Genomic DNA, 17812 nt, shown 5'->3' with positions numbered 1-17812 from the left:
AAGCCAGGTGCCTTGATTCAACGGTTGTCGCAATGATCGGGCCGTGCTGATATGAGGGCGGTGACGTGCGGGTCACTCTTACGAAGGGATGCCTTGTGGGGGCGACAAATTCGACCGATCAACCCGCCTGCCAACAGCGTCGAGCGTTTCGCGTGTGAGTTGCGTGCACTACGTGCCGCTGCAGGGGATATACCGTTCTGGAAGATGGCGCGCCGCTGCGGCGTTTCCAAGAGCGCACTGGCCGACGCCGTGGCGGGATACCGATTACCCTCCGAGCGCATGCTGCGCGAGTTCGTGACGATCTGCGATGGTGATCCGGATTGGTGGATCGCCCGCTGCCGAGCGGCCGGCGATGAGGTCAGCGAGGACGGCAGCACAGAGATATTGGAGACCGGCGTCGGCACTGCGCTAGTGCGCTGGCTACCCCGTGAGGTGGCGCAGCGTCAGCGGTGGATGCCGGCGCAGCTCTCCACGCTCGCGGGGCAGGAGGTGCGGCGGCCGATCAAGTTCGTCTTCTGGTCAGCGGCCATCGTGCTGGCGGCGGCCGTGTTCGCTGCCGGTTGGCTGGCCCGGCCTCTTGTCGGGTTCCCCGCGGTTCATGCGACATCCAACCAGTTGCGCCCCGCCGATGGCGTCGATCCCTACCAGGCGGCTTGTGGCGATGACCAGCAGGTGATCGAACAGGTCGGCATCGTCTGGCCCGACCAAACGCCGTACGGTTGGCTCGCGCTCCACCACTCTGCCCGTTGCCAGGCCAATTGGGGCTATGTGCACGGTCCCAACTCCACACGCTGGCGGGTGTTCATCATTGTGCACCGGCCCGAGGATCAGGCGAGCACCCAGTCGTCGCAGAGCGTCGACCTGGGGCCGGGCTCCTGGAGCGGGATGCTGCTGACCGATCCCGGCTGTGTGTACATCGAGGCGTACATCCAGACCTCAACCGGACGTGGCCGTTCGGCCAAGACGAGCTGCTACAAGGCGGCTGACTCGGTGTCGCACGGAACCCCGACGCATAGTTAGCCGGCGGGGTTCGGTGCCCCGCTCGTGGCGAGCTGGACGTGCATAGCCTTCGCTTGGAACAAGCATGATCCCGACATCATGTTGTGACGCTGTTTGATTGTTTGCGGGCGCGGGTCACTGCGGCGAACAACGAGGTCGAATTTCACACGGGTGCTCCAAGTGACTCAGCTTCGGCGGGGTGCTGGCCGACACTGATCATGGCGAGGAGGAGACTCGATCAAGTTCAACATCCAACTGGCCGAACGGGCCGCTTTTCCGCGACCCCGCTGGGCGTCCTCAACCTCGTACGGAACTTGGTCACCAGTCGTTGGAGCGCCACCATCGGGCCACTCGGCCAGGTCGCCCCGTACCGACGGAGCCCACATCAGCTTGTGCTGGGGTCGGGTCTTGATGTGATGCACGGCTGTTGGTGGTCCGGCACGATCCGAGGCGCGGCGCGTGGTGACCATGGCGGCGCGACGCGACTGCTCAACGAGCCCTAATTCCGTCGCTTGGGAAGTCCTGTCAGGGTGATCGTCTCGTCCACCGTGACACCCTCGCGACCGGTGTACGTCTTGGCCAATGTGACCGTAGACCCCTCGTCGGAAACCGACGCGCCGGACCAGTCTGCACTGCTGCGCTTGATCACGATGGCATTGAGGGCCCCAGCGAAGAAGGGAAGAGTGTAGTCGTGCGGTGAACCGCTGGGGCAGGGGCCCGCGTTCACCACATATGTACCGTGGTAGTTCTCGCTGAGTTCCCCGACACCGAATTGTATGGATGTCGGCGTCATGGTCCTGTCGGAGTTCTCCGCGAAGTTGATTTCCTCCACCGTCAGAGCGCCTGGGTTTGTCGACACCAGAGTGGCCTTGCTGGTGGAGGTGCACAGCTCACGGGTATCGATGGTACGGCCGGTGTGGACCACTGTCGTGGTGCGGTCGGCGCTGACGAACTGAATCGATCCGTTCCCCCGCGACTGAGGAGGCTCACCCGGAAATGGCGGTGCGAGTGGCGCCAGCTCGGCCTCGCCCTCGACGACGAGGGTTCCCGCGTAGTCGACTGATTCCACTTCGTCAAAAGGCCTGTGGGTGGTTTCTTTGAACATCTGGCGCAAGGTCGCGCTGTAGCGCAGGCGCAACGCAGCCCAGTCCCGGACCTTGAACTTAAATTCTCCCAGGGACCACGTGAACGATTGGGCGACATCAGCGATCGCGTCAGCGCACCCGAGGCCGGGCTTCGCTCCGCACAGGACGCTGTCGAGCAGCGACTTCGTCAGCGATCCGCCTGTCACTGCCGCTGGGGCGGCCTGGACGGTGATGCTCGCGGTCTTCTCAACCGCTCTGGCGTTGTCAGGGACATCTCGCGACTGCCCACGCCCCTGGACAGGGACGTGCACCTGGCCCTGTTTGTCTGTCTGCAGCTTAGGCCGCACCTCGGGCCCGAAGAGCACGAAGCTGCCCGCCGTCATGAGTCGATCCCCGAAGCCGCGAGCGCCTGCAACCTCCACCCGCACATTCTCCAGGGAGCCTGTCGCGGCGAAGAGACTGTTGTTACCCACAACGGACAACCCCTGCGCGATGCAGTTCATCGCACGCTGGATCTCCACGCTCTCCTCAGGGTGGTTGAACTTCATCGAAACGGTCACGACCAGACTGCCCCTTTGACCGTGCCCCTCGGACACGAGCTTGTTGCGCACCAGGGGCTCGCGCGGTTCGAGCACGACGTCGCCTCTCAGCTTGAAAATGGCATCGACCGCTGTGATCACAGTGAGTAGTGAGCCGATGTATCCACCGACCTCAGCGCCGGCCAAGCCGCGGAGGCGCATCAGCTCGCTGATCTCCCCGCTTTCGGCAGCCTTGTTCAGGACCGTCCCCCATACTCCGCTGAACTCGAACCCGCCGACGGCGATGCCCCCGGTCACCTTTGACATGACCCACAACGCCCACCCCTCCACGCCGTCGCTGTCACACCCCTCGGCGAACGGCTCATAGGAGATATCTGCCGCCGCGTCACGGGGTAAGCCCAAGGCGGCCACAGGAGGTGCGAAGACGCTCAGCACGCGTGGATGAGCCGCAGCAATCTGACGACTTACGGAAGTCCCGGACGACAGCTTGGAAGTCCCTGTAGAGCCGCTGGGCGAGGGGTTCGTGCGACGGTTCCTCTCCCATTGGATCACCATGGAGCGCATGGCACGACCGATGAACACTTCCACGGCGGGGCCGTCGAGCAGTACTTCCTGAGGCCGCGCGTCGGCATGAGAGAGATCCGCTCCGCCCAAGCGCAGGCTGGTGGCACTCAGGTACGCGGAGAAGAAGGCGACCTGCTCGCTGCTGGATGTCAGCCCCTCCCGCAGTCCGGTGAGGATGGCGGCCGCTTCCGTGCCCTGACCTCGCCCAGGCACCTGTCGCGGCAACGGCTGGTCCAGTAGCGCTGTTACGTTACGCAGTGACAGCGCCATGCTCGGATTGGCGATCGCGGCTTGCGCAACATGCCACCACGGCAATCCGACGTCATCGTTCCCTGTCCCTGCCAACGCAGCCCCGTCAGCTCCCAGGGTCGGAACTCCGGACTGGGCCAGCGCCGCGACCAGGACAGCTGCGCGGTCACGACTCTCATCACCCAGCGCCCCCGCCGTCGACTTTGCCCTCTCAATCGGGGACGAGCCAGCCAGAGGCGCAGGGAGCAGGGGCGTCGGCAAACCCGTCGCAGACGGGAAAGGAACCAGGCCCGGCGATGACTGCGACGTTGGAGTAGATGGCGGCGACGGTGACGGCTTCGACACCGGAATATTAGGAGAGCATGCCGCCAGAGCCATGCATGTCGCGATGGCTGCAACCCAGGCATGACGGCGACCCAGCCCGGCTAAGAGCGTGTGGGGCGATGGTGTGGCCGTGCTCACGGGGACCCCCGGAGCTGGTTGCGAATTGATGACCGCTTTGATGCCAACGCTACGCCCCATGAATGGTCTGTCAATAACGGTAGGTGGGCCTCATCCGGCCATCACGAGCAGCGCGCCGCGGCTGGCGCGTTGCAGGTGCGCCCGGTCACACAAATCGCTGGATGATCGACAGCTCGTACCCGCGCATCGCGGCCGGAGCGATCTCGGCGGCGTCCGGGTGCTCGCGCGTCGCCAGCCCGCGGTGTCCTCGATCTGCGCGTGACCCGCACCGGGCCGCACGCGCCGGGTGGGCGTGCCGGCGCCACCGCTGTAGTCGAGCACGTTGGTGACCGCCTCGTTGACCGCCAGCACCAGATGCCATCGGATTTGATCAAAGAGTAGCGGCGACGTAGATGCACGCTTGCTGATCACCGATCAGAAGCCACGCGGCTGGAATGGCGTTAGGGCGCTCAGCCCGGGGCTGCCACAGGCGGATGATACCGGCCGACGACTGACTGGCTAGCATCCGGTCGTCGGGGCCATGGGCCAGGTTGTAGATCCCGTGGGTGTGGCCAGTCAGTGTGATCCGCCGGCCGGTGGCGAGATCCCACACCTCAATCGTCCGTCTGTCCGCGGATCTGCAGGCGAGTTGGTTGCATCGGTTGTTCGTCCAGCCATCGGGGATAGTGACAGGCTTCGTTTCGCCGGTGTCGAGGTCGATGAGGCTGCTGATGCGGCGGCCATCTCTCAACAGTTCGGCGACGACCGCCGTCCGTGTGCCGGGCATGAACCGCGTTTCCACATTCCCCATCGTCTCCACGAAGCTCACGCGCACCCGTCGTCCGATGTCCCAGTACACGATGCCGCGACCGCCCGTGTCCTCCAGGCGCAAGCTTCGCCCGTGGGAGCTGAGCTCGACGCTTGTCCCCCTCGACAGGGGGTGGCCGGTGTCGACGGAGCCAAGCGGGCTGCCGTCGTCCAGGCTCCACAGCCGGATCTGCCCGTTTCCGAGCACGACCGCCGGCACACCGCCGCTGATGTCCTGGGCGAGCACGCCGGGGAAGGTGAAAGTGCGCTGGTCTCCCCACAGCCGTCTGACCGCAAGTGAACCGCTTGGGCGACTCCAGCGGATCAGGTAGGCCCGGCTGCTGTCGGCCGGCGCCACGGGCATCGGGCTGTACCCGGGCAGCGGGCCGTCGAGGACCTTTCCCCTCGTGGTGTCGAACAGCCACACATGCGTGCCGTTCACCGTCACGAGGATCTTGTCGTCACGGGTGAAGTGCGATGAGCCGGTGATGGTTCCTTCGTCGATGCGGGTTCCCGTCCGGGCGTTCCAGAGCGTGGGCGTCTCGCTGAACGGTTCCCTGACGACGAGCACGCCGCCGTCGGGGCTGAACGTGGGGCGGTCGGCCCCTGACGCCATGGGCCTGCCGATCCGGGTGCAGGTGCGCGGTTCCCACAGCTGGTAATTGCCGGGCTTCAGGTCGGTGCCCGTGCATGAGCAGGTGGCGGCTGCTCCCTCCAGCAGCCTGCGAGGATGCGCGGAAAGGCCTGGTCAGCGTTAACCCATTCTTCCTCTGCCAGCAGGCACGCCGCTCCCGACCAGTTAAGGATGTGCTCATCCGTGATTGCCGTGTCACCATACGTGGGGGCGGCTGGGGCTTCCGTAGATCTGCCAGAGCGACTTGGGAGGGAACTTCGGCAGGTCGCTCGCCGGAGGCACGACGACCTGGCCGCCCTCCACAGTCGCATCTGTGACGCGAGGTCAGGCGGACCCCGCTCCGGAGTCTCTCGTCATGCCAGCGCCTGACTCGGATTCACGTGTCAGCAGTCGCCGACAGCATGAGTGGAGAGTCGAGCTGATGACGACGGCCGGCTTCCGCGAGAAGCGCGGCCAGCCATCCGAGGCTGTCCAGCGACCACTCGGCCAAGGTGCCATCGACGGTTACCCGGTGCAGGGGCGGGCCGGACCACAACTCATCGGTAATAGCAGGGCGCAGCAGGACAGGGTCGTCGTCGGTGAGGAAGAAGTCGTCGAACACGTCTTGCTTCAGCTCTCGCAGCCACTCGATCATGTCCGGTGCCACAGACCGGATCGACGCATTCTGCCCACCGTCCAGCGTCACTCGTACGCGTGTTCTCTCCCGTAGTGGGAGGTCGGCGAACCAGCCGGTCTCCTGCAGGAGACGCACCACGGCGCCGGTCCGCTGAGACGCGCCTTCGGGCAGGGCCAGATTCTGCACAGGCAGCAGGATCTGCACGGCCTGCAGGCGCAACGCACCGACGCGTGCGGTGACCGCATTCGCACAGGCCAGGAAGGCCGGGACAGGCAGCGGCCGATCAACCGGCGTCGGCGCGATCAGCGACACCTGGAACCAGGCAGCACGGGAGTACCCAGAGCCGGCCGCAGGATCGAGCCCCGCGTCGTTCATCCCCCACAGGCCGCAGTCGTTCGCGGTCGGCTCGGCCAACCATCCCAGGGCCGACGATCGAGCGACGAACAAACTGTAGGCGTCGGAGGCCGGACTCGGCTCCCGCCAAGGGTGGGGTGTCAGGTCGCCGTGCAGGGCTGCGAACATCGTGCTCTCGACTGCAATGCTCACGGTCACCTCTCGTCCTAGTGCCTGCAGCGGACCTTCCGCCCGCCCGTGATGAGCGTGTCCGGAGGGTCGAGCACATTGAGGACGTCCACGTCGATGACGCTACGCCACTCCGTGACAGTGCTGCTGTGACATGTTGCTCGACCAGTGGCGCGATGGCCAGCACCACCGCCGGAACGGACGGTGGCTTTGCCAGCCGGGCCGGCATCCCTCCACTCACCGTCGATCTTCTGCTGCAACTGCACCGTGACGATTGCCGTCGTGGCATCGCAGTTGACGTTGACCCACCATCCATGCCCGGACGCCTCCCAGACGGACGACGAGACATGGACGTAGTCGCCCTTGGTCTCGAATCCGCAAACGCCCGCTTGGGCTGAAGACGGGGAAGGGCTGATGCGTGCGGCCGTGGACACAGCACCAGAGGCAGCAGGTACCAGCAGAGAGGAAACGCCAGCGAATACAACGGTGGCCATCATTACTGATCTAAAGGAACGGCCCACGGAAGCCTCCCAGACGAGGACCCAGAGATACTGCCGATAGTAATCGTAGCGTCACACAGAGGTGCAGAGATCGAAAAGGGCGATGACCAGAGGTCCTCCGGTGTCGGCCTGACCATGTACCACCCGGACGACGAACGCCCACCCGCTACGGCCCGGCACCGACCGTGCCGAGCTCAACTGGCGTCACCAACCCAAGACGAACCTGCCCTCATCCGAACCGACAAAATACGGACACCCCCCAACCACTAGCGAGCCGGAGCGAGCGCCCAGAGAACGGCACCCGTGCGATCGCTGGTTCTGGCACTCCAGCGTCACCCACTGGCTCTGAGCGCGTAGCAGGGAACAACGCGACTGAGTGCAGCACCGATCTGGAAGGGTGCGAACAGAAGGGACGGCGGGATCCCGACCTCGACTCCACCCCTTCGCCAGGACTGCACCGGCACGGCGATCCACTCAAACATGGCCCTCTGGCGTCGGCTGCAGGGACTCACCCCAGTTCCCCTGTCATGCCTGACTTCTTGACCAGTCGCCCCCACCGTGACGAGCGCTCGAACTGCCGGGCTATCACCACCCCAGTTGGGAGTCGGCCCTCTTCGTCCTTGATGGCTTTGGCCCATGCCCAGGCCCTGCGCTGGAGCGCTCGCTCCCCTGCTGAAGACCGTTGTGAAGCAGATTCGTGCACCGATGCACGCCCCGCAGATTGCCGAACTTGGCACATCAACATCTCGTACGCACCGATGAGCGCCAGACTGGGCCACCCGGCGATCAGGCGAGCGATCACGGACGGCTCCGCCACCGCGACATTAGCTCCGATGCTGGCCAAGCTACTGATGATCAGCAAGGCCCAAGGGAGCAGACCGCCACGCAGGCCCTGCCGGCTGGCACGCAAGAGCGACATCGAAGCAGCCACGATCGTGCCGTCCACGGCCAACGGAATGAGCGCGGCCGCCAGTTCATCCTCGCCATGAGCCAGAGCCAGCTCGCGCATGTGCCGGAAGGACACCACCGCTGCGATCGCGGCCAACACGAACACAGCCCCAGTGGTCGTGCGTCGAATCCACCGATCTGATGGCCACTTGCCTGCGGCTGGCGGTTCCGTCGCCATAGTCCGGCACCCCTCAGGGCACGGCAGACTTCCAGTAGAGGTGGCAGGGGCAGCAGCAGTGGCACTCACCTCCGATCACCGCTCTCCCTCGATCGCGTACCGAGGACAGGCGCCCAGCATGCTGGCTCGACGGTCATCTGAGAACGGGGCGCCCATCGCTGGACGGGTCGGGCACTGAGATCGGCGAACTCTGACAAAGCATCGCCGGAGCTGGGCAATCGGCGCGGAGGAAGCAGGGTCTTGCTGGTCATCTGTCGAGCAAGGCCGTGCCGGGCCACCGGGAGATGGATCCCGGTGGCCCAGGTGGAGTCGCCGCCATCGGCGGGACTCCACAGGTGGTTCACGCCCGGTACCGCTCGAACTGGCACTGCAGGACCTCCCAGATGACTTGGAGCTGCCGCGCGTCGATCTCGTCATCTCGCTGCGATGACGTCGACAGGCGTGACCGCCCCTCTGGTTCGGGGTCGGCCAGGCCCTGCAGACTACGCCGCCAGAGCCGGTTAGGGAGGCCCTGAGCAGGCCCTTTGTAGCCTTCCGGTCACTCTGCGGACTCCCCGGCAGTTGAGTCGGCGACGGCGGCAAGAAGGCGGGCGCGGGCAAGTTCGCAGAACGGTTCGCTGAGCTCGATCCCGATGAATGACCTGTTGAGTTGCCGTGCGGCTATTGCTGTGGTTGCCGCCCCGGCAAACGGGTCGCAGACCGTGCCGCTGGGTCGGCAGCCAGCGGCAATGGCACGCAGCGGGATGTCGATGGGGAATGCCGCGAAGTGCGCCGCCTTGAGCGGTCGTGTCGAGATTGACCAGACATCCCCTGGGTTCCGCCCCAGGGGATGTACGGCGGTATGCCGCTGCCCGGTGGCCAGCATCGCGTCACCGTAGCGCTTGCCGCAGAAGGCGTCCTGGTCATCGCGATACTTGCCGTCGTCAGGCCAGGAAGGCGGAATGCTGTAGGGCATGTTGCCGCCTCGACGCGCGCGGTGTGACAGAGGCCGGTCGCCTGTGTGTGCCTCGCGGATGGCGTCCAGGTCGAACCAATAGCGGCGTTGTTTCACGAGCAGGAAGAGCATCTCGTATCGGGTGGAGACACGATCGAGCACGGACTGCGGCATCGCGTTCGGCTTGTGCCACACGATGGCGTTCCGCAGGATCCAGCCGTCCTCCTGCAAGGCGAAGGCGACGCGCCACGGCATGCCGAGCAGGTTCTTGGGCGGCACGGACAGCCGGGAGCGTGGGCGGACCATGGGTTGGAGTTGGTTGTAGCCGGCTCCTCGGGCCCAGCCGTCCGAGTTGGAGGCGTAGCAGTCGCCGATGTTGAGCCAGAGCGTCCCGTCGTCGGCCAGCACTCTGCGGGCCTCACGGAAGGTTGTCCTGAGGGTCTCGACGTAGGCGGCCGGACAGTCCTCTTGGCCATACTGTCCGTCCACGCCGTAGTCGCGCAGGCCGTAGTACGGAGGGCTGGTGACAAAACAGTCCACCGACGCGTCCGGAAGCTCGGCGAGCATCTCCCGCGCATCGGCGAGGTAGAGGGTGGTAGGACCGTCAGTCCAGTAGGGCTGCCTCATCGCGCCACCCCCTGTAGGGCGTAGCTGAGGAACAGCAACCGCAGGACCGGAGCGAGAGACGACCTCACTTCCTTTCGGCCATCCGAAACGGATGAACCCGAGATCTTGGACGTCGATGATGCAGCGTGCGTGCGCGTAGTCATCGCTTGTTGGGGCGGGCCTCAGATCCGCACGCCCCTGTCTGACGGTGAACCGCTGTGGGGCGCCTTCACAGGCCAGCAAGCACCTTCGGCGGGCCTCTGGCGCAGCTCTGACATGCCATCAGCAGCAGACGGCGACATCTGGCGGCTCCAGAGGCCAATTGTCAGCGCAAGGCCACTGGCGAAGGGCCGCCAGAGGGATGCCAGAAGTAGCTCCTAAACCGGGTTGCGAGACCGAAATTCCTCTCGCAGTGGAGCAGCCCGATGAGTACCGACCGTCGCGAGACGCCCTTCAGGAACCGCTCACCACTCGATGTCGCCGAGCACGTCTTCCAACTCCTGGCGTGCGCTCCCGGCGGCTTGGCGCTCGACGGCAGAAACCTTCCCCCTGGCCTGCCCCGACGTCCCATCCTGCTGACCGAGCTTCGCGACCTGCTGAGCGCGCCTACCCTGCCCGCCTCGACAAAGGATGACGCCTGGCGCGAGCTCGTGGTCCGCGCACGCCGCGAGGGCCGGCAATGGCTGGTTGCTGCGGCAGGGACGGCCGAGCCGGCCCTTCGGCAGATCTGTGGTCGACTCGGCCTCTACCTCGCCCGTTGCGAACGGGACGACGTCGAGGCCATTGTGCTGGCCGCCTTCATCAGCGCCGTCAAGAACATCGACCTCGCCCCGTGCAACGTCCTGCAGCGGCTCTGCGCCGCGGCTCGCGGCGCGGGTGAGCGGGCCCGGCAGAAGGCTGCGGCCGAAGCGGGCCACCAGCCTGAACTGCTCGGGCCGGCATCCGGATCAGTCCGGGCACGACAGCGGCGGCACGACTCGATTCTTGCCGATGCCGTTCTTGCCGGCGACCTCGATCCAGCTCTGGCCCGAGCCGTCACCTCCGCCATCCGCAGACGGGCGGAGAACACCATCAAGACTTCCGCGCGGGGCCGGATCACCTCAGATCCGAAGCCCAGCATCATCAAGCAGAAGGGAGGCTGGGGCACCCCCACCGGCTCCGCGCGGAACCCCTCATCACCACGACCCCTGCGCTGTCTAGTCCGCGCCATCGTGATGGCGGCAACGGTTGCCGTCGTTCTCACTACTGCGGCACAGGCCGCGGCAGCCGAGCTCATGCTTCATCCGCACGCCGCGGCAGTGCCGAAGGATCTCAACACGGTCTTCGACAATCTCCGGAACTGGCTCATCGGGCTGCTTGCCGGGCTGGCGACGCTCATGCTCACCATCGGCGGTCTGCGTTACCTGGTGGCAGGCGGGGATCCAGGCGAAGTCCAGAAGGCCAAGGCGGCACTCAAGGCCGCCGCGTTCGGCTACGGCCTCGCCATCCTGGCGCCGCTGTTCGTCAGCGTGCTCAAGCGGATCGTGGGCGGCGGGTGACCACCATGACGTCATCTGCCATCACAGCCGCAACCGCTCGCGGCCTGCTGGTAGCCATCGTCGCCACCTCGCTGATCGGGCTCTCGCCCGGCATCGCGTGGGCGGAACCCACGCCACCGTCCATTCCCGGGTTTCCGTCCTTCCCGTCCCCGGTGAGCTTCGGCATCGGCGACTGGATCATCAAGCAGATCAACGGCTGGTTCGCCGCGCTCGCCGCGTCGGCCATCAAGCCACTGCTCCAGCTGCTCGGGGAGACGTTGCTGGCCACACCCCAGGTGTCCAGCTCGGACCGGATCTTCGAGGTGTGGCAGGCGACCGCCGTCATCGCGAACTCCGCCTTCGCCCTGCTGGCCACGATCGGCGCCGTCATCGCGATGGGGCATCAGACCGTCCAGACCCGCTACACGGTCAAAGAGGTGCTGCCGAGGCTGGCGATGGCCATCCTGGTGACCAACGCCAGCTTCCTGATCTGCGGCAAGCTCATCGAGACCGCGAACGCCCTGTCCACAGCCCTCCTTGGGCAGGACTTCGACACCAAGCGGGCGGCGGAGCAGATCCAGATGCTCCTCCTGGTGCCGTCGAGCACCACGCAGATCTTCTACATCCTGCTCATCCTCGTCGCGATCATCTTGCTGGTCCTGCTGTTGATCAGCTTCGTCACGCGCACAGCACTGGTCCTGCTCCTGGTGGTTGCCGCGCCTCTGGCCCTGGCCTGCCACGCGCTGCCGCACACCGAAGGCGTGGCGAGGTTCTGGTGGCGGGCGATCACCGGCCTCCTCGTCATTCAGGTCGCTCAGTCGCTCACGCTGGTCATGGCCGTCCGCATCTTCTTCAATCAGGACGGCAGGCGGCTCCTGGGGCTGACCGCCACCGGGCAGCTGGTCAACCTCGTCCTGGTTCTCTGCCTGTTGATCATCTTGGTGCGGATCCCCGGTTGGATCTCACGGCGGATCTTCAGCCAGGGTGGCAGCCGGTCGGCGGTCGTGAGCATCGTCAAGTACGCCCTGCTGTCCAAGCTCACCTCGCCTGTTCTCAAGGCTGTTCACCTTCGCGGCGGTAGAAGCGGGGGCAGCGTCGGCAGGAAGGCCAAGCTGGCTGTCGCGGGAAAGGTCGTCGCCGGCGCAATCGGTGGTCCGGCCGGAACTGCCGCGGCAACAACGCTCACTGCCGTTTCCGCCGCCCGAAGCGGCCAAGGCCCGGCGAAGCATGCTCCGACCTGGGCACGACGTCCGGTTCGAGCAGCGGACTGGGAACCGGCGCCGATCAAGCACGCACCGACGGGGCCGGCCATCCAGGGGCGCTACAAGCCCGCTCCGGTCGTCAAGCCACCTGTGTCCCCGACCACCCCGGTCTACGGATATCCGCGGGAGGTCTACTACTCCAACGGCCCCGCCGGCCTCGCTCAGATGCAAACGCTCAGGGACAGAGCGGTCTCCAACCCCCGACGCGCGGTCGAACCGCCCAGGACTCAACGTCCGGTCCGGCCGATCGTGCCTCCCAACGCCCCGATCCCGGGACAGGTGGAGTGGCCGGAGAACCGGGGCCGTACCCCTGACCGATCCGGCTGTCGCGCACGCACGCCGCGGAAGGGTGGCGGCAAGTGAGCTGGGACGACTCCATCGCGCGGATCCCGGCCGACGTCGAGCAGCCGGACAAGATCATCGCGTCGCTCACCGCCCGGCAGGTGGCCATCCTCGTCGGCACCGGGGGCGGACTGTACGCGGCGTACGTGGCCGTCGGCGATCACGTGCCCCTCGTGGCCTGCGCAGCAGTCGCTCTTCCGGTGGCGATCGCCGCGATTCTCCTGGCGATCGGCCGGCACGACGGCATCTCCCTGGACCGCTACGTACTGGCCGCCCTCCAACATCAACGCTCCCCCAAGCATCTGATCTCCACATACGAGGACATCCCCATGCCGCCTACGTGGATCGCCGCGAGCACCCCCCGTCCGCCCGCGCCGCTCAAGCTTCCCGCCCGGGGCGTCACCGGAAACGGCCTGATCGACCTCGGCCCCGATGGCGTCGCCGCAATCGCCGAGTTCTCCACCGTCAGCTTCGCCCTCAGGACCCCCGACGAGCAGGACGCCCTGGTCGCCGTCTTCGGCCGCTGGCTCAACTCCCTGTCCGGCCCCGCTCAGATCCTCGTCCGTGCGGAACGCGTCGACCTGAACGACACCATCGCGACACTGCAGGACAACGCCCGCCGGCTGCCCCACCCCGCGCTCGCCTCCGCTGCCTTGGAGCATGCCGCGTTCCTGGGTGACCTGTCCGCCCGCCATGACCTGCTCAGGCGCCAGGTCCTGCTGGTGGTCCGCGAGCCCGTGGCAGGTGCGAAGGGACGCGACGCAGCCGCCGCGCGAGCGCTGCGCCGGTTGGACGAAGCGTTCAGAGTGCTCAGCTCGTGCGGGCTCACCGCCCGCCTTCTGGACGCCCGCGCCGTCACCGCGCTGCTGGCTTCCTGCTTCGACCCCTCCGCGCCTCCACTGCCCGACAACGACATCGCCCTTCCCAGCGAGGTCATCACGACGGGAGGCACCTGGTGAGACGCCGTCGTACTGCTCCCCCGCCCACCGGCTTCGGCCCACAGGCGGTGGACGTCGATGCCCGGCACGTACAGGTCGGCGACGGCGTGTGCGCCACTCTGGCGATCACGGGCTATCCCCGGGAAGTGGCCCCCGGCTGGCTGGAACCGCTGCTCACCTACCCGGGCCGACTGGATGTCTCGTTGCACATCGAGCCCGTGCCGTCGCTCGTGGCCGCCGACCGGCTACGCAAGCAACTGGCCCGGCTGGAGTCCGGCCTCCGCTCCGACCACGAGCACGGCCGGCTGCTGGACCCCGGCGCCGAGGCAGCCGCCGAAGACGCGCAGGACCTCGCCTCCCGGATCGCCCGCGGCCAGGCCAAGCTGTTCCGCGCCTCCATCTATCTCACCGTCCATGCCACCTCCCCCGTGGAACTGGACGACGCCTGCGCCCAAGTACGCGCCCTGGCCGCATCCCTGCTCCTGGACGCCCGCCAGGTGACCTACCGCCAGCTGCAGGGCTGGGTCTCCTCCCTCCCGTTCGCCTACGACAACCTCGGCATGCGGCGTACGTTCGACACGCCCGCGCTGGCCGCGGCGTTCCCGTTCACCAGCCCTGACCTGACCACCGAACTGGGCGACACCGCCGTTCTGTACGGCGCCAACCTCGCCAGTGCTTCCTTGGTCGCCTGGGACAGGTTCGCCCAGGACAACCACAACTCCGTCACCTTGGCCCGCTCAGGCAGCGGCAAGAGCTACCTGACGAAGTTGGAGGCCCTGCGTTCCCTGTACGCGGGCATCGAGGTGGCGGTCATCGACCCCGAGGACGAATACGCCCGCCTCGCCCACGCGGTCGGCGGCGCCTACGTCCATCTCGGTGCTCCCAAGGTTCGCCTCAACCCGCTCGACCTCCCCCCGAAGAACCAGCGAGGCGAGGATCCGCTCACCCGGCGGGCAATGTTCCTGCACACGCTGATCGCGGTCATGCTCGGCGAACCACTCGGCAACACCGGCAAGGCGGCACTCGACCGCGCCATTCTCGCCGCATACCGGCGAGCGGGCATCACCCACGCGCCACAGACGTGGAGCCGGCGGCCACCTCTCCTGAAGGATTTGGCGGCGATCCTCGAAGAGGATCCCGACCCGAAGGCCAAGGAGCTCGCGGCCGGCCTCGCGCCCTTCGTCTCCGGCAGCCATCGGCAGTTGTTCGACGGCCACACGACCACCCGCCCCGATTCGCATCTGATCGTCTTCTCCCTGCGCGATCTGCCTGACGAGCTCAAAGCGGTCGGAACCCTCCTGACCTTGGACGCGATCTGGCGTCGGGTCTCCGACCCCTACGACAGGCGCCCTCGCCTGGTCGTGGTCGACGAAGCCTGGCTGCTGATGAAGATCCCCGAGGGTGCGCAGTTCCTGCTCCGCATGGCCAAGTCCGCACGCAAGCACTGGGCCGGCCTATCGGTGGTGACGCAGGACGCGGCCGACCTGCTCGGCTCCGAGCTCGGCCAGGCCATCGTCGCCAACTCCACCACCCAGATCCTGCTGCGGCAGGCACCACAGGCGATCGACACCGTCAGCGAGGCGTTCCGGCTCTCCGACGGGGAGCGGCAACTGCTCCTCTCAGCGGAAAGAGGCACCGGGCTCCTCACAGCCGGCGCGAGCGGCCAGCGCTGCCCGCTCCAGGTGATCGCCAGCGCCCGTGAGCACGAACTGGTGACCTCCTCGCCCCAGGAACTGGCCGACCTCGAGTACGAGGAGGCAGACCTGTGATCCACGACCTTCTCACCGATCCCGACGCGTTCCTGGATCGGGTCCTCGAATGGCTGACCGCCCACGCCTGGCAGCTAGGTTCAGCGCTGATCTGCATTGAAGTGCTCGCCGTCCTGTTGCGTGCCTGTGTCGTACGGCTCCGGCACCGCAGCCTCGCCAGAGGTGCCAGGCGCGTGGAGATCCTGGCTCCGCCCGTGGCCAACATGCCGGGCGCCGAAGCGCTTTGGGGCAATCTCATGGGGCTGCTCAGGCCGGCCTGGAAGCGGGTCGTGTTCGGACAGCCGCACCTCGCCTTCGAATACGTCTTCGGATCAGGCGGCGTACAGATCAACCTCTGGGTGCCAGGCTCAGTTCCTCAGAACCTGGTCGAGCACGCGATCGAGGCTGCGTGGCCGTCCTGCCGCACGGTCATTCACCAGGCGGATCCCCCTGTTCCCCTCAGCGGCTACGCCACCGGCGGTCAACTGGTCCTTGCCCGTGGCGAGCGACTGCCGATCCGGCACGATCATCGTACTGACCCGCTGCGAGCCCTCATCGGTACGGCGGTCGGCATGCCCGGATGGCAGCACGCGTGCGTGCAGATCATCGCCCGTCCGGCAAGCGGGAGCCGGCTCACCAGTAGGGGCAACAACGCTGCAGCCTGGCTGCTGCGGTGTCTCCTCGACCTCCTCGTCCCAGGACCACGCCACCTGCCTCGACCGCACACCGACCGCGCCGAACGGCTGGAGGAGCTCAACGAAGCGCGGGCGATCAGGGACAAGGCGCACCACTCGCGCTACGAAGTCGCGATCCGCTACGCCGTACAAGCCGACGAGCTGGCTCCCGCCGAAGCTGCGCGTGAGGTCCGCCAGAACGCCATCCGAGGGCGCGCCCATGCTCTGGCCTCGGTGTTCGCGCTCTTCAGTGGCCACAACCGGTTGGAGCGACGTCGACTGCTCCGGCCTGCGAGCCAGTTGGCCTCCCGCCGAATGAACCGGGGTTACCTGCTTTCGGTGCCTGAGCTGTCCGCGGTGGCCCATCTCCCCTTGGACGTCGCGGTACCCGGACTGCAACGAGCAGGAGCCAACTCCGTCCCACCATCGCCGAAGATCTCCCACGGCGGGACAAACGCCAAGGCTCTCGGCTTCTCCGACGCAGGTCATCAGCGCTCAGTAGCGCTGCGGGTCGCCGACTCCTTTCACCACGTGCACGTGATGGGCCCCAACGGCACCGGCAAGTCCACATTGCTCGCCCAAATGATCCTCTCCGACATCGAGGCCGGCCGCGGCGTGGTGGTCATCGAGGCGAAAGGCGACCTCGTACGCGACCTGCTCGGGCTGATGCCCGAGAACAGGGCCGAGGACGTAGTGCTGATCGATCCCGACGACCGGCACCCGAGGCCGTCCCTCAACGTCCTTCGCGGATCCGACCTGGCCACAGGCGTGGACAACCTCGTCGGCATCTTCCACCAGATCTACGCCGACTACTGGGGTCCGCGCACCGACGACATCCTTCGCGGTTGCGCGCTCACCCTGGCCCGCAACGACGGCACCCTGGCCGACATCCCGGCCCTGCTGACCGACGAGTCCTTCCGCCGGCGGCAGGTCGCCACCATTGGCGATCCCCTGCTGCGCGGGTTCTGGAGCTGGTACGCCTCCCTGTCCGAGTCGGCTCAGGCCAACGTCACCGCACCCATCATGAACAAGCTCCGGGCGTTCCTGCTGCGACCGTTCATCCGGGACGTGCTCGGGTCCACGAGCTCCACGTTCGACCTGGGCGAAGTGCTCGACGGCAAGATCCTTCTGGCCCGGCTGCCGAAGGGCGTGCTCGGCGACGACTCCGCCCGGCTGCTCGGCTCGATGATGCTCGCCCAGGTATGGCAGGCCGCCTCCCGTCGCGCCAAGACGGGTCACGCGCGGCCCGCCTCGGCCCTGTACGTGGACGAATGCCACAACTTCCTGACTTTGCCGCACGCACTGGCCGACATGCTCGCCGAAGCCCGCGCGTATCGAGTCTCCCTCACCCTCGCCCACCAGCACCTGGCTCAGCTCCCCCGGCAACTGCGCCAGGCCATCTCCTCCGACGCCCGCAACAAGATCTACTTCTCGCTCTCGCCTGACGACGCCCGCGAGGTCGAGCACCACTTCACGCCTTTCCTGACCGCGCACGACCTGGCCAACTTCGACGCCTTCCAGGCCGCCGCCCGCCTGGTCGTCCGCTCGGCGGAGGCGCCTCCGTTCACGCTGCGCACCAGACCACTCCCCGAACCCTCCAGCGACGTCGCCCAGCACATCCGGAGCGCCGCCGCGCAAGCCCACGGCCGCACGGCAGCCGCGGCCACTCCCAAGCCGGATGCCCGGCGCACCTTCTGAAAGGAGACCAT

Annotated in this window: 12 protein-coding genes; 6 read left to right on the top strand and 6 right to left on the bottom strand. The window is 66.8% G+C overall.

The genetic code is table 11. The features are described 5' to 3' along the window. Positions 1 to 51: 51 nt before the first annotated feature. Positions 52 to 1020: a helix-turn-helix domain-containing protein gene (locus ACIBK9_RS49915; RefSeq protein WP_397166316.1), complete on the top strand. Its 969-nt coding sequence runs from the start codon at positions 52 to 54 to the stop codon at positions 1018 to 1020. A 478-nt stretch (positions 1021 to 1498) separates the two neighbouring features. On the opposite strand, the gene ACIBK9_RS49910 is transcribed toward ACIBK9_RS49915, so the two are convergent. The 6 genes from ACIBK9_RS49910 to ACIBK9_RS49885 form a co-directional block, all read right to left on the bottom strand. Continuing rightward, positions 1499 to 3457 (bottom strand): hypothetical protein, encoded by a 1959-nt coding sequence (locus ACIBK9_RS49910; protein WP_397166315.1) that lies wholly within the window; start codon positions 3455 to 3457, stop codon positions 1499 to 1501. 531 nt (positions 3458 to 3988) lie between these two features. Next, positions 3989 to 4249, bottom strand: a complete 261-nt coding sequence (locus tag ACIBK9_RS49905) for a hypothetical protein (protein WP_397166313.1) — start codon at positions 4247 to 4249, stop codon at positions 3989 to 3991. A 19-nt stretch (positions 4250 to 4268) separates the two neighbouring features. Beyond that, positions 4269 to 5300, bottom strand: coding sequence for a WD40 repeat domain-containing protein (locus tag ACIBK9_RS49900; protein WP_397166311.1), 1032 nt, complete (start codon positions 5298 to 5300; stop codon positions 4269 to 4271). A gap of 394 nt (positions 5301 to 5694) precedes the next feature. Then, complete coding sequence (locus tag ACIBK9_RS49895; RefSeq protein WP_397166309.1) at positions 5695 to 6480, bottom strand: hypothetical protein; 786 nt, start codon at positions 6478 to 6480, stop codon at positions 5695 to 5697. 984 nt (positions 6481 to 7464) lie between these two features. Beyond that, positions 7465 to 8010 (bottom strand): DUF2637 domain-containing protein, encoded by a 546-nt coding sequence (locus ACIBK9_RS49890; RefSeq protein WP_397166308.1) that lies wholly within the window; start codon positions 8008 to 8010, stop codon positions 7465 to 7467. A gap of 610 nt (positions 8011 to 8620) precedes the next feature. Continuing rightward, entirely contained in the window at positions 8621 to 9643 is a 1023-nt protein-coding gene (locus tag ACIBK9_RS49885; protein ID WP_397166306.1) for a DNA-methyltransferase, read from the bottom strand. Between the two features lie 404 nt (positions 9644 to 10047). Here ACIBK9_RS49885 and ACIBK9_RS49880 point away from each other — a divergent pair, with 404 nt between their 5' ends. From ACIBK9_RS49880 to ACIBK9_RS49860, 5 genes are read left to right on the top strand one after another with little or no spacing between them, the layout of a single operon-like run. Beyond that, positions 10048 to 11160 carry a pilin gene (locus ACIBK9_RS49880; RefSeq protein ID WP_397166304.1) on the top strand — a complete coding sequence of 371 codons (1113 nt, stop codon included), beginning with the start codon at positions 10048 to 10050 and terminating at the stop codon, positions 11158 to 11160. Between the two features lie 5 nt (positions 11161 to 11165). After that, on the top strand, positions 11166 to 12764 hold the full coding sequence (locus ACIBK9_RS49875) for a conjugal transfer protein TrbL family protein (RefSeq protein WP_397166394.1): 1599 nt from the start codon (positions 11166 to 11168) through the stop codon (positions 12762 to 12764). Further along, positions 12761 to 13702, top strand: a complete 942-nt coding sequence (locus ACIBK9_RS49870; RefSeq protein ID WP_397166302.1) for a PrgI family protein — start codon at positions 12761 to 12763, stop codon at positions 13700 to 13702. The genes ACIBK9_RS49875 and ACIBK9_RS49870 overlap by 4 nt, the downstream gene beginning before the upstream one ends. After that, positions 13699 to 15450, top strand: coding sequence for a VirB4 family type IV secretion system protein (locus tag ACIBK9_RS49865; RefSeq protein WP_397166300.1), 1752 nt, complete (start codon positions 13699 to 13701; stop codon positions 15448 to 15450). Before ACIBK9_RS49870 ends, ACIBK9_RS49865 begins: the two co-directional genes overlap by 4 nt. After that, positions 15447 to 17801: a type IV secretory system conjugative DNA transfer family protein gene (locus ACIBK9_RS49860; protein ID WP_397166299.1), complete on the top strand. Its 2355-nt coding sequence runs from the start codon at positions 15447 to 15449 to the stop codon at positions 17799 to 17801. The genes ACIBK9_RS49865 and ACIBK9_RS49860 overlap by 4 nt, the downstream gene beginning before the upstream one ends. The last annotated feature ends 11 nt before the right edge of the window (positions 17802 to 17812 follow it).

The sequence above is a fragment of the Nonomuraea sp. NPDC050227 genome (assembly GCF_044459705.1).
GTDB lineage: Bacteria > Actinomycetota > Actinomycetes > Streptosporangiales > Streptosporangiaceae > Nonomuraea.
Note: the sequence above shows the minus strand (reverse complement) of the source record. Positions and strands in the feature narration are given on the sequence as shown.

Bases quoted from the DNA above. Each gene is read 5' to 3' on its own strand.
- ACIBK9_RS49915 (WP_397166316.1), top strand. From the start codon at position 52: ATGAGGGCGGTGACGTGCGGGTCACTCTTACGAAGGGATGCCTTGTGG.
- ACIBK9_RS49900 (WP_397166311.1), bottom strand. From the start codon at position 5,300: ATGGCGTCAGGGGCCGACCGCCCCACGTTCAGCCCCGACGGCGGCGTG.
- ACIBK9_RS49885 (WP_397166306.1), bottom strand. From the start codon at position 9,643: ATGAGGCAGCCCTACTGGACTGACGGTCCTACCACCCTCTACCTCGCC.
- ACIBK9_RS49875 (WP_397166394.1), top strand. From the start codon at position 11,166: ATGACGTCATCTGCCATCACAGCCGCAACCGCTCGCGGCCTGCTGGTA.
- ACIBK9_RS49910 (WP_397166315.1), bottom strand. From the start codon at position 3,457: ATGGCGCTGTCACTGCGTAACGTAACAGCGCTACTGGACCAGCCGTTG.
- ACIBK9_RS49880 (WP_397166304.1), top strand. From the start codon at position 10,048: ATGAGTACCGACCGTCGCGAGACGCCCTTCAGGAACCGCTCACCACTC.